The sequence below is a fragment of the Nocardia sp. genome (genome assembly GCF_025465275.1).
Taxonomy (GTDB): domain Bacteria; phylum Actinomycetota; class Actinomycetes; order Mycobacteriales; family Mycobacteriaceae; genus Nocardia.
In genome coordinates this window covers 1-11,489 of the sequence record NZ_JAODNK010000103.1, presented here as the reverse complement: position 1 = coordinate 11,489, position 11,489 = coordinate 1, and the positions used below count along the sequence as shown (strand labels likewise).

General features: G+C 60.8%; 14 protein-coding genes. 13 read left to right on the top strand and 1 reads right to left on the bottom strand.

The genetic code is table 11. The annotated features are described in order from the left end of the window. The first annotated feature begins 140 nt into the window (after nt 1-140). Both JWN03_RS24060 and JWN03_RS24055 read left to right on the top strand, forming a co-directional pair. Nucleotides 141-1,529, top strand: a complete 1,389-nt coding sequence (locus JWN03_RS24060; RefSeq protein ID WP_297619236.1) for a SpoIID/LytB domain-containing protein — start codon at nt 141-143, stop codon at nt 1,527-1,529. A 666-nt stretch (nt 1,530-2,195) separates the two neighbouring features. After that, nucleotides 2,196-2,453: a hypothetical protein gene (locus JWN03_RS24055; protein WP_297619234.1), complete on the top strand. Its 258-nt coding sequence runs from the start codon at nt 2,196-2,198 to the stop codon at nt 2,451-2,453. Here JWN03_RS24055 and JWN03_RS45560 read toward each other — a convergent pair. After that, on the bottom strand, nt 2,376-2,633 hold the full coding sequence (locus JWN03_RS45560) for a helix-turn-helix domain-containing protein (RefSeq protein ID WP_366914468.1): 258 nt from the start codon (nt 2,631-2,633) through the stop codon (nt 2,376-2,378). The genes JWN03_RS24055 and JWN03_RS45560 overlap by 78 nt on opposite strands. Nucleotides 2,634-2,773: 140 nt before the next feature. Here JWN03_RS45560 and JWN03_RS24050 point away from each other — a divergent pair, with 140 nt between their 5' ends. The 11 genes from JWN03_RS24050 to JWN03_RS24000 form a co-directional block, all read left to right on the top strand. Beyond that, entirely contained in the window at nt 2,774-3,163 is a 390-nt protein-coding gene (locus JWN03_RS24050; protein ID WP_297619231.1) for a hypothetical protein, read from the top strand. Beyond that, on the top strand, nt 3,163-3,903 hold the full coding sequence (locus tag JWN03_RS24045; RefSeq protein ID WP_297619228.1) for a hypothetical protein: 741 nt from the start codon (nt 3,163-3,165) through the stop codon (nt 3,901-3,903). The genes JWN03_RS24050 and JWN03_RS24045 overlap by 1 nt, the downstream gene beginning before the upstream one ends. 910 nt (nt 3,904-4,813) lie before the next feature. Continuing rightward, nucleotides 4,814-5,578 carry a PE-PPE domain-containing protein gene (locus tag JWN03_RS24040; protein ID WP_297619226.1) on the top strand — a complete coding sequence of 255 codons (765 nt, stop codon included), beginning with the start codon at nt 4,814-4,816 and terminating at the stop codon, nt 5,576-5,578. Nucleotides 5,579-5,725: 147 nt separating this feature from the next. After that, complete coding sequence (locus tag JWN03_RS24035; RefSeq protein WP_297619223.1) at nt 5,726-5,860, top strand: hypothetical protein; 135 nt, start codon at nt 5,726-5,728, stop codon at nt 5,858-5,860. Further along, nucleotides 5,857-6,300, top strand: a complete 444-nt coding sequence (locus JWN03_RS24030) for a hypothetical protein (RefSeq protein WP_297619220.1) — start codon at nt 5,857-5,859, stop codon at nt 6,298-6,300. The genes JWN03_RS24035 and JWN03_RS24030 overlap by 4 nt, the downstream gene beginning before the upstream one ends. A 56-nt stretch (nt 6,301-6,356) precedes the next feature. Further along, entirely contained in the window at nt 6,357-7,301 is a 945-nt protein-coding gene (locus JWN03_RS24025) for a hypothetical protein (protein WP_297619217.1), read from the top strand. A 100-nt stretch (nt 7,302-7,401) separates the two neighbouring features. Beyond that, entirely contained in the window at nt 7,402-7,572 is a 171-nt protein-coding gene (locus JWN03_RS24020) for a hypothetical protein (protein WP_297619214.1), read from the top strand. A gap of 35 nt (nt 7,573-7,607) precedes the next feature. Beyond that, entirely contained in the window at nt 7,608-7,952 is a 345-nt protein-coding gene (locus JWN03_RS24015) for a hypothetical protein (RefSeq protein WP_297619212.1), read from the top strand. Between the two features lie 167 nt (nt 7,953-8,119). Further along, nucleotides 8,120-8,413, top strand: coding sequence for a hypothetical protein (locus JWN03_RS24010; protein ID WP_297619209.1), 294 nt, complete (start codon nt 8,120-8,122; stop codon nt 8,411-8,413). Between the two features lie 99 nt (nt 8,414-8,512). Then, on the top strand, nt 8,513-9,508 hold the full coding sequence (locus JWN03_RS24005; RefSeq protein ID WP_297619204.1) for a DUF6301 family protein: 996 nt from the start codon (nt 8,513-8,515) through the stop codon (nt 9,506-9,508). A gap of 543 nt (nt 9,509-10,051) precedes the next feature. Beyond that, on the top strand, nt 10,052-11,489 hold a 1,438-nt coding region (locus JWN03_RS24000), incomplete at its 3' end, for a hypothetical protein (RefSeq protein WP_297619200.1).

Here is an 11,489-nt window from a genome sequence, read left to right as displayed (position 1 = left end):
GGATCGCCGAGTGCCGAGGTTGCTTCTCGACGAACCAACGATCACACTAGTCCCAACTGTCACAATCCCTGAACGTGTGGTTGAGGATTAGCTTCGGGTAACTCGAATGTAGCTTCGGCTCTCGACAGAACGGGTATGACATGCCGAACGGCCACCTACGTCAGCGGCGCAGACGCCAGCGTCTGATCGCTCTATCAGTCGCCGCCACCACCCTCGGAGGCACCACCGCCGGCCTGCTCTGGGCCTGGCCGAACGGCGAGTACAAGTTCACCGCCAGCCCCGGTCACGGGCGCGGTCTGAGCCAGAATGGCGCGTTCGATCGCGCCGTCGGCGGTTCGACCGCCGAAACGATTCTGGCCCACTATTACCCCGGCGCGAATATCGCCGCGATCGGATCCACGCCGGTCCGAGTCCGCCTCATGGGACTGGACGGCAAAAACCTCGACGTCGAATCCGAAACTGGACTCTATGTCGCCGGCCGCCGTGTCGTCCCCGGCCAGGCCGCACACCTCACCCCCACCGCCACCGGCGCGGACGTCACCATCACCCGAGGCTGCGACGGCCCGGTGCTGTGGCAGGGCTCCACCGACGACCCCTACGCCTACCCCCTGGAATCGGGCACCGGCCGCCCCGCGGCCGAACACCTGGAACTCTGCGAGGGCCCCAACTACCGTGGCGTCCTGGGCGTGGCACTGGACGGCGACGCCCCCCGCGTCATCAACGAGGTCGACATCGAGGACTACCTCCTCGGCGTGGTCCCCGCCGAAATGGTCCCCGACTGGGCCAACCAGGGCGGCGCGGAAGCCCTACGCGCACAAGCGATCGCGGCCCGCTCCTACGCCCTCGCCGACCAGCGCTACTCCTACGCCCAAACCTGCGACACCACCGACTGCCAGGCCTACCCCGGCACGGACAAGGAAGACGACCGCACCGCGACCGCCGTCCACTCCACCGCCGGCCAAGTCCTGACCCACGACAACCACATCCTCCGCGCCGAATACTCCGCGGCCCCCGACGCCGGCACCCCCACCATCGACGACCTGACCGTCGGCCCAGCCCTCAGCGAATTCCAATCCGCCCCAACCCTTCTCGACCCCGCCGCCCCGGATCTGACAACCCCGGACCTCACCACCACAGACCCCATCACCCCCGCGGACCCCACCACCCCCGCGGTCCCGGCGACTCCCGCGGTCCCGGCGACTCCCGCGGACCCGGCGACTCCCGCCGACCCGCAGACCTCGGACCCCACAAGCGCAGACCCCAACGCGCCCACCGTCTCCGACCCCGCGGCTCCGGCAAAGCCGGCCCCGGCAAAGCCCAACCCCCGCACCCAAGTCGGCGTCCCCCTCCTCCCGGATCTCCTCCGAATCCTGCGCGAGGCAGTCCAGCAGCCTCAGCCCGCTCCCGGCGCGGCCCTCAAGCCGGGCACAGTCGCCCCGGGTACTGCCTCGACTCCCACTCCGCCGACTGTCCCGGTGCCGGCGTTCGTTCCTGCACCGTCCCAAGGCAACTCGTCGAAGCCTCGGTAACCGTCGCCTATTCCATTCCGGCCGATTCACGCCCAGTGGCATCAATCCACTCGAGCGTAGATGCGGGTGTGAATTGTCACGTGTTTCAGTCGAGTCCGCGATCCTGTGCGATTGCCTTCTTCGGAAAAGGGCCACGTTAGGGGCACAGACCCCACTCCTTGCTGTCCGTTATGTCCGAATGTGGCACATAAGTGCAAGCCCCGGCAGCAACTTGTCTATTCGTCAACTGGCAGAACGGATTTGCAATCCGAGGGGGATTGTTGTCCGGGTTGCGTTAGGGAAGGGCAGCCTATCCGATCGCCTGAAAGTAGCCAGATGCCAACAGGTGTGGCGTGTATCCAATTCAATTCGATTGGGTAGCAGCCTAACTGGGCAGTAGGTCGGACGATCTAGCTATACTCCGCCCGTCGGCATTGTCGCGATCGGTGATGCCCGACAACCCTTTTGTCGTTGGGCATTGCAGGACAGGTGGAATGAGCATGGGATGACGGTGTTGTCCCGAGGGGCGGGGCGGGAAGCTCGCAGATTGCCGTCCGGCGGGGGAGTTGGAGGTCGCATTGCGATGTCATCAACTTGCCGGTGGTCTCTGAGGTCAGGGGGAAAGTATGCGGCCCAATGGGGCCTCGATGCGACCCAATGGGTCTTGATGTAGGGGAACTTTCTACGATGCATACGGGACATGACGTCGAATTCGCGGCATGGTTCGCTCAGATCTTCAAAGACGAAGCCATGCAGATCGTGGGCAGCCGACTCGGGGAAGAGGTTGCGGAGCGAATTGCGTGGGGAGTGTCGACTGCTCAGGATTTGGTGCGAATGTCGCTGGAGCTGAAGCTGGAGCTGTCCGACCTACTGCCGCGGTCGCTTCAGGAACTCGATAGCCTGGGCGATGAGCTCTTGCGGCGAGGTGTTGAGGGCGTCGCATAGCGCGAACAGCTGACGGATGTCAGGGGAGCGCTCCCCGTTCTCGAATCGTTGAATAGTGCTCGGCGCCACACCTGATGTGTCGGCGAGCTGTTGCCGAGTCAGGCCGCACCGAGCGCGTGCGGCCCTGAGCTCGTTTCCTATCGCCCGGTCGATGTCGTCACTCGGGTGCTCCAGTCCCATGCGGACCATTGTGAAGTCCAAACGGCGTTATGGCAAACATCGATGCGAACTTGAGACTGCGTCCAGCCTTGCTAGGTAACGATCTGATAAAGGTACGTTTAGCGTTGCCATAGGTCCGTACGGACCATATGGTACTCCGTATGGATGATCTAGATAGATGCACGGCCGTCCGTGTCGAAACGGCCATGACACGGGCCGGCGTTTGCTCGGATGATCTGGCGGCCCAGATCCGGCTGACCAGCGCCGAATTGGCAGGCAGACTCGCTGCGACCAGCTCATTCGAGATCGGCGAGCTGGTTCGGATCGCCGCGGTGTTGAACCGCGATGTCGTCGATCTGCTGCCTACCCGGAACTGCTGCCCGATCGACCCTCGGGAGCCCCGCATGGAGAGCAGTGCACCGGGGAAGGTCGCGCTGCTCGAAATCATCAGCGGCGATACGGCGATCGAAATCGGCCACCGCGGGTGGCCGGATTTCAAGGTTGCCGAGTGTGTGCTGAGTATCCGAACCGGCAACTCGGGGAGCATCTGATGCGCCGCGAGGACGAATCGATTCACCTATACCTGGACCATGCCGCCGTGCGTGATCTCGCGCAGCAGCTTCGTGAGATCCCTGGTCTGGCTGAGGATTTGGAAGATGCCGTCGCGTGCCGGACTCGTCTCGGCGATCCGAACCTCCGCCTCAATACCCGTTCCAGCGATCAGCCACTTCCATTCAGCCCGGCAGCGGCGAAGGTTCGCGACCGACTCCACTCGATCCTGGTGTCGTGGGTCCGCCTGGTGTGTGAACAGCGTGGTCTCGACTATTCGGGCGACCCGTCCACCGCCGGGTTGGCGCGCTGGCTCGACCGAAACCTGATCGCGCTGGCCATGACCGAGGGCGTCGAGACAGCTCCTGCTGAGATCCGTTCCGTCATAGCGGCCGCCCTTCTCATCATCTGCCCGCCGCTCACGCCGCTCACGGTCGATGCGAATCAGATCGAAGCCGCGCGCCGGGTCCGCCTCAATGTGTCCGGAATCGTCACGCTGGCAAAGGAATTGGGTGAACCGTTCCGAACCGTCACCGTCCGCCGAATCCAAGTGCTGCGTGATGCGGGGAAGATCAGCCCCACTCCCGGACCATGGGCGATGAGCTGGCCGGAACAGTATGTGGTCGGCGAGGTCCTGGACGCGCACCTTGCGCACCCCATCCGTAAACGAAAGACGGCATCCACGTCGCAGGGCAGCCGGCAACCGCTGCTCCGTATCGAGCAGGCGATCGCACCCTCATGAATTTCACCTTGTCCGAGTTGATCGAAATGGCCTGGCACACCGCACCCGTCGCTCCACCGAGCGTCGATCAAGCGCACGAAATCATGCGCCTGCACCGCGAGTGCGTTGTGAACCACTGCCCTCGGAAGTTGGCGGCCTTCGAAGCATTGACCGACGCCGGCCACCTCGTTCCCGACTCCTTTCGGAGGTACTGATGCCCGAAGTATGAAGTGCGAGAGTAGAACAGCGAAGACCGTGCCCATCGGTGGGCACGGTCTTCTTGCATGTTGCGGACGCCCACCGAAAACACTTGCCTACCTGCATGTTTCGAGAATCTTCAGAGTGAGTGTTGACATTCCGCTTCGCTTGGGTGAAGATTTGTGCAGCGCCACAGTTGCGCCTTCATCCCGAACTTCAGGGAAACAAGCCTCTCGGCAAAGCTTTTCAACTTCTTCTCCCAAGTACTGCACGCCGATTCCAGCCCCGACCTTATTCACAGGTCAGGGGCATTTTTTATGACCCCATGCGGCACGCCCCCGAAACCTCCTTGCAGGTATGAAGCGGGTCAGAGCTTGCCGCATGCTCGCCCCTAGCGCGCCGGCCTCCCGCAGGTGGTCCGCGGTTGCAGATGCCGTCGCCGCGCAGGGGTGCCGCGGTCTCACCCCCGATGCTCATGCATCGGGGGTGAGACCTGGACTTACAAGACCCGCCCCGCCCGCCGAAGTCTCCCGCTCCTGTTTCCCCGCTATGCGGTTGCAGGCTCCGGCGGATGACGGGGCGTTCGACGGTCCCACCCGCTCCCTTCCCTTCGATGCGGGTGGGACCGTCTCCCTTCGACTCATGCGGCACGCCCCCGGAACAACCTCCATCGGTTCCCACGCGGGTTGAGAGCGTGCCGCATGTCTGCCCCCGTCTCCCGAAAGGCAATTGTGTGATCACCGTACTGACGTGCCGCGGTACCGGAGAACCGCAGGGTTCGCCGGACAACCTGCTGGTGTCCGTGACGAGCAGGCTCGATCCCACCAAGTACGAGATCGGGCCCGACGTCGACTATCCCGCCAGTATCGGCCCGGCCAATCCGCGGAATTCGGTGGCCGGCTGCTCGGAGCAGCAATCGATCGACCAAGGCATGCGCGCCCTGGTCGCGGCGATTCATCTGTCTCCCAACAAGGTTGGCATTCTCGGCTACAGCCTGGGCGCCGAGGTGGTCACACGCTTTCTGGAAGCCAAGGCTCGCGGTGATTACCCCGACTGCGAGGTTGCCTGGGCGGCCAATATCGCCAATCCCCTACGGGTAGCCGGTGATTCGATCGATCCGAACCCGGTCGGGTTCGGTATCAACGGCCAGCACGGGCCATGGCCGGGGGAGATCCCGGCCTGGGAAGTCGCCAATCCCGAGGACGGCATCACCTCATGCTCCGAGGATTCGCCGCTGCGCACCCTCGCTGACGCCGTATCGGCCTTCAGCTTTGCCGAACTCGGTGGCTGGACCGCTGCCCTGGCGGATCGGCTCCGCCGAAACCGTTGGCAGCTCGACAGTTTCGGGTGGTGGCTGCATCCGGTGCGGACCTGGAATCTGTGGTCGCAGGCGGCGGCGCTCATGGAGGGCTACCTCCAGGGCGGGCAGCACAACCGCGCGTACTGCACGGAGGGGTACTGCGATCGGCTGGCCGCGATCCTCAATGCCCACCCCTGACCCACATCAGTCCCTACGAAAGGAGGTGATTCACCCATGCTTCAAGTTGCTCGAGACATCTTGGCCCTGCTCGGCGATCTGCTGCCGCTCATCCTGCCGCTGTTCGGCCTGTGAGCCGATCGGCACCTCTTACTTCCGGAGATCACCATGACGGATTCGACAACGCCGCCCACAACCACCGCTGCTGAGCCTCAGGCCGCGCAGCCCGAGCCATCGGGACCGATGACGGGCGTGCTCGCCGCAACCGTCGAGGTCGTCCTGGCACCGGAGGGTGCGGCATGACCAGCCCATACGCCGGGGAGTTCCCGGACTTCGAGCAGTTCATGATCGGGCTGCTCACACCTTTCGCACACACCGTGAGTTACTTGCCTGCGCTGGCGAGCCAGATCACGTTGCCCTTGATCTGGGTTCGCACCACGGGCGGCACGCTCGATGCCAATGCGATCACCTACAAGGCGCACGTGCAGGCGGTCGTTTTTCACAACGACAGGCCGTCGGCTCAGACCATGGCGATTCAGGTGCGCGATGCCTTTCTGAACGCCCCGGCCTCCACTCGCGTCAATGGCGTGCTGATCGACTACGTGGAGGAAATCTCCTCCACTGAACCACGTTTCAGCGCCCCGAACCTGCGCCGCAGCCGAGGCACGAGCGAATTCCCGGACCTCGACCCGCTGAACCAGATGGTCGAACTCGCTTTCGCCATCGACGCCCGCCGTCAGTAGACGGCATTTCACCCCTTGTCCAGCCCGGTTCGCCGGGCGCATGAATGGAGATTGTCTTGGCTCCCATCTCGTCCACTCCGTTGACCACCCTGAAGGCCGCCCAGCGTCAGCTGCTGCTGAAGCCGCTGGATGCCGCGGTATTCCTGGCCCCGTGGCCGACCGCGACCCCGGTCACTCCGGGCAGCATGACCGACGCCACCGGAAACCTGCTGCCGCTGCCGGCCGCGTACCAGTCCGTCGGCCTGATCGACAAGAAGTCGGGTGTGTCCTTCGCTCGCGCCGTGACCGCCGCTCCGATCGAGGCCTACGGCGAGATGCAGCCGGTCCGGGACGACATCACCAGCGATGTCACCTCGCTGGAGTTCGAGCCGCAGCAGATCAGTCTGCTGAACCTGGCGCTGACCACCAACACCAATCTGTCTTCGGTGCAGGCGAATTCGGCCAACGGCGAGGTTGGCTTCTGGCAGCCCGCGACTCCGCAGATCAACTACTACTCGGCGGTCGTGATCGGCAAGGACGGCACCGACGCCAACCCGACCTACATCTTCAAGATCATGCCGAAGGTCGCGGTCACCAAGTGGGGCGGCGAGCAGTGGACCCCCACCAACCTGATGTCGGAGAAGCTGACGCTGACCGCGTTCAAGGATGACGCTCTGGGCTATGCGGTCGCCCACGGCTTCGGCGGCATCGGCTGGCAGAAGCTGCTGTCCACGACCGGCTTCAAGTACACCGCCACCGGCATCACCATCACGCCGATGACCGTGACCCACGGTACGACCTCGGTCTCGCCGCTGGTCGTGACCGACCAGTTCGGTGGCGTCGTGCCGATCGCCAACTGTGGCTTCACTCCCGCGGGCGGCTCCGGACTGACGGTCAACGCGGCCGGTTACGTGATCGCCACCGCAGGCGCGACCCTGGGTGCCGCCACGATCAGTGTCGTCTACACCCCGGCCGGTGGCTCCCCACTGGCGCCGGTGAACGCCAACATCACCGTCAACTAGTCGACGGTCCACGAACGTGGTCGCGTGCCGTGCGTCTCCGGTCACGGCACGCGGCCACACCTTTTCCCTGTCCACATCCGGAGAGAAAGCGGGTTATCCCGTGTCCTTTATCCCCACCAAGTTCCCGGTGACCATGGTCGCCGACACCCACGAGTACCAGGTGTTCGACGCCTCGGCATTCGGTGACGCCATGTTCGCTCACGGCCACCGCGTCAAGGAAGACGCCGAGCCGGCCGTCGCCGCGCCCAAGCCCGCCAAGCGCGCCAAGTAAATCCGTTCCACCAGTACGAAACCGGAGAACCCCTGATGGCAGCACCCCGCAAAACATCCACGGTCGCCAAAACGCCCGGCGGTGACGAAGGCCGCTTCTACGAGATCCAGCGTGAACTCGCCTCCAAGCGCCGCGGCCCGTACCACCTGACCGCCGACGTCGCGATCCAGCCCCTGACCCGCCGCCAGGCGCGCCTACTGGCCGAGATCGACGACGAAGAAGAACAGCTACGAATCCTCCTGGGCGACGCCTACGACGCAGTAGACGACCTGTTCGCCGACCGCCCCATCGACGAATGGGTCGCATTCCAGAACGATCTGTACGCCCACTTCTACGGCGAAGGCGCCATGGAGCTGCCGGGGGGATCCGAGGGCTCGTAGAGTTCTGGGACAAGTTCGGTGCCGCGCTCGACTACGACCTCCTCGAACGCGGCATCGACCTCCGAGACTGCTTCGGGCCCATAGACTCCCGCACCCGCAACTGGCTCACCATCTGGCGCTTCAAAGACCGCCTCCCCCGCGGATCGCACTACAAAACGGCTCTGGCAATGGACCTCGAACTAGCCGAATACTGGCTGGCCATAGAGGAATCCGACGACACAGCCGAAGAGGTCGAAGAGCCCCCCACCCCTGAGGGCTACACCCTCGACACCTACCTCCTCCTCTCCATCATCGACGGCCTCCAGGGCGTCCAAGCCGCCGTAATCGCCGCCGCCGGCGCAGACCCACCCCAGGTAAAACCCATGCCCCGCCCCCAAACCGCGCTCGACGTCGTCCGCGAGGAACGCCGCCTAGCCACCATGAACAGCATCGTCGACATCTTCAAACCCGCTGCCCGCTGAACCCTCCCTATCCAATAGCCGCTTGAGTACTGTCGCCGGGTAGGTTTGGATCGAACCTGGGAGACCAAGGTATCCACACACGGAAAGTAGTATCTCCAAATGCATGTTGACATCGACGGTGGCGTCCGAGTCGTAACGCTCGCAGCAGGTTTTGAGTGGTCTTGGACAAAAAAAGATGTCAAGAGCTTTTGCAAGCTTGTAAGCTGGAACATCCAGTCGCGTGATGAGTATGGTGCCGTCCTTCGGACCACGCTTGGCGTGGATCCTTCCGTCGCAAATGTGACATACGATCGGGCTTTCCTGAAGCGGCATGGCAAGAGCCATCAGCAAATGCTCCAGGTCTCCGTCTACGTCACCGATCTATTGGATCCAGACATGCCAGACCTCGATGTCTTTCTTGTGGATAAATTCGCAGAGCTGTCGGCGCTTATCGAGATCGAACTTGGAGAGCCCACAAGGCGTAGCCCCGGCTATCAGCCCGAGATCGCTTGGTATCTACCGCATGCAGCAATCGTATTGGCGGTTGGCAGTCGATTTATTCAGATAGACGTTGTGAATCCCACGTATCAGGAATGGTGGGACCGTCAGGACGACGAAGACGACGATCTGGATGAATTTATTGAACCAGAAGAAAGCGTCGGAGATGAAGTTGAGAATGGTCTACACGGTGGCCCATTAGAATGGAATGACTATATTTCCGCTCTGGCTGCCACCTTGTGGTTGATGCCGGACGATGGACGACTCGAGCTAGCGACCGCAAATGGAATAGTCCGTTTCGCGCTCATAGACTATCATTTGAGTTGTGAAGTAGTTTTCAATGAAATAAGTACTGCGACGATCGTACAAGATGCGCAGACGATTTTTTCTTCAAACATATGGGACGCATCCAAAAATGGTGGCGTCATGAGCTGGAAATACAAATTAAACTGGCCCAGTGTATTTGAAAAGTACGAGCTCGCCGCCGCTGAGGTGGTGGAGATCATTAACAAGGCCTATCACGTCGACCAAACGTCCGAGATCGTCGTCGAAGCGTGGAACCCTACAGGCGATGCTCCTGACATATCACGGTTGGGTGCCGTTGAATACTTCGATTGATTTTGTTCTGATACTCGAAATCACCTGTCGGAAATCGGCTCCCATTTTTTAGGCGTGGCCTGCACGGTTCAGAGCAGGCCGCGAGCAAATTATATCATTCTGCTGCTGTACCGTCGCGGTCTTGCCCAGCCGCTCTACTTCCTATGTAGCCGTCGGTCTCATAGCTGCCAGGCCCCAACCGCCGCCATTCTCTGCTGCCTCGCCGCATGCGTAATACGGTCGGGCAGTATAGCCATGTTCGGGTGCCGTTCTTATCAATTCTCCTGTGGCTGTCTTTGCGTACGCGTACTTCTCTATAAGATCGCATGCATTCGTAAACTGTCGCGATCGAACTGGGTCTTGATTGTGAACCTTTATGGCCATAAATCTATTTGATAAAGAATCGTCGGCGATCAGATTTCTGAAGTCTCTCAATGGTAGATTTCGGCGCTCCTGATTTCAATTGACTTTGTATGCTATGGAAGTAATTGAGCATCTGAAGAAAATGTGCTCTGTGGCACAACGTACACGGTAGGGCTGCGCGTTAATTGCGAGGTACCTGCAATGGCTTCATCGGATAATGAAGGAATTAGTCAGCTTCCCGGGGCTGAGGCATCCTATTTGGATCAGGAAAATTTACATTTTGGTGAGGACTTCAGGCGGAGGGCTGATTTTCTCGCGATAGCTCAAGATAGAGCTAAAATCCGCCGGAATCGATTGAAATCGATGGTTCCGCGTGCCGCGGCAAATGCCGGAATTCCAATGAATGATCTGCGGAATAGAAAATTCAATGGTACTTTGCGGAATCTACTTCATCCAAACGCATCTGCATCGCGGCCGAATATTCCTAAGACACCGACCGATTACAGAAATCTCATGGCCGAATCGGCTGCCGATACGGCGAAAGATCGGCAATACAAGAGGTTCGGGCGCTTCTTCCGTTCGGCCAGAGATGCGGAAGGAAGCATAAATTCTATCGCGGCGGAGTTAGGTGAGCTCGCGGCTGTGACCTATCTTGAGCGTCGCATTGCTGATGAAGGCGCGGATAGGCACATTTATGTATCACCCCCCGGAAATGAAAAATTCGATGTCGTTGCTGTGATCCATGGAAAGCTGGTGATCATAGAGGCGAAAGGGGGTGCAAGCAAACTCGGAACATCTCGAGTGCAAGATGACCGAGGTGTTTGGCATAAAGTGCGTCAAGGTTCTCCGATGTACCTCAGGTACATACTGCGGAAGGACGCGGGATTTCGTGATTGGCTAAAGAATCATCCAGATAAGGCCGTACGAGATCTGTCGAATAAGCTCGAGGCTGGCCAGGCGCTAGATACAGAGTATCACCAGATGCAGGCTCCAATTGTTCAGGGCCGCAACGGAAAAAGTAGAGTTGGTGTAGTAACCAGGCGGCGCCTCGATACTGGTGGCAACCTCGTAACTATGGTGAACGAGCCGCCGAGTACTAAAAAGCCACGCAAGACTCGGCCCAGAAGGGCTCGAGCACGAGTTGTAACCGTTGCGTCGGCTGCGGCCATCGCTGTACCGGCTGTCACAGCTGTCGCATCGGACGCCGATGCCTCCCCACCGACTGACGCCTTACCGGATGGGCATGGCGTGTCACCCGGTCAGGCGAATAATACTTCGTCGTCTGATGGGGTTTTGTCATTTTTGAAGACGAAAGCGGCTGAGTTTGGGCGGATGTTGTCGTCGTTCAAAGACCATGTGACGAATGGTTTGAACGCGTTGGTGACTATGGTGGGGGATGCGGTTTCGAAGGTTTCGGATTTTGTTTCTGGGGTTATTGATTCGGTGGGGGCTCAGGGGGTTATTGATGAGGCTGCACAGATTTGGGCTGTGGGGCAGGATCTGATCAATTATGCGATGTTGTTGTCGCCGGTGGGGTCTGTGGCTGAGGCGCTTACGGTGGCTATCATGGTTATTCAGGGGTTGGTGGATCATTGGGATCAGATTCGGGCTGGGTTTGATTGGGCTTTGAAGAATGTGT

Bases quoted from the DNA above. Each gene is read 5' to 3' on its own strand.
- JWN03_RS24060 (WP_297619236.1), top strand. From the start codon at position 141: ATGCCGAACGGCCACCTACGTCAGCGGCGCAGACGCCAGCGTCTGATC.
- JWN03_RS24055 (WP_297619234.1), top strand. From the start codon at position 2,196: ATGCATACGGGACATGACGTCGAATTCGCGGCATGGTTCGCTCAGATC.
- JWN03_RS45560 (WP_366914468.1), bottom strand. From the start codon at position 2,633: ATGGGACTGGAGCACCCGAGTGACGACATCGACCGGGCGATAGGAAAC.
- JWN03_RS24050 (WP_297619231.1), top strand. From the start codon at position 2,774: ATGGATGATCTAGATAGATGCACGGCCGTCCGTGTCGAAACGGCCATG.
- JWN03_RS24045 (WP_297619228.1), top strand. From the start codon at position 3,163: ATGCGCCGCGAGGACGAATCGATTCACCTATACCTGGACCATGCCGCC.
- JWN03_RS24035 (WP_297619223.1), top strand. From the start codon at position 5,726: ATGACGGATTCGACAACGCCGCCCACAACCACCGCTGCTGAGCCTCAG.
- JWN03_RS24030 (WP_297619220.1), top strand. From the start codon at position 5,857: ATGACCAGCCCATACGCCGGGGAGTTCCCGGACTTCGAGCAGTTCATG.
- JWN03_RS24015 (WP_297619212.1), top strand. From the start codon at position 7,608: ATGGCAGCACCCCGCAAAACATCCACGGTCGCCAAAACGCCCGGCGGT.
- JWN03_RS24010 (WP_297619209.1), top strand. From the start codon at position 8,120: ATGGACCTCGAACTAGCCGAATACTGGCTGGCCATAGAGGAATCCGAC.
- JWN03_RS24005 (WP_297619204.1), top strand. From the start codon at position 8,513: ATGCATGTTGACATCGACGGTGGCGTCCGAGTCGTAACGCTCGCAGCA.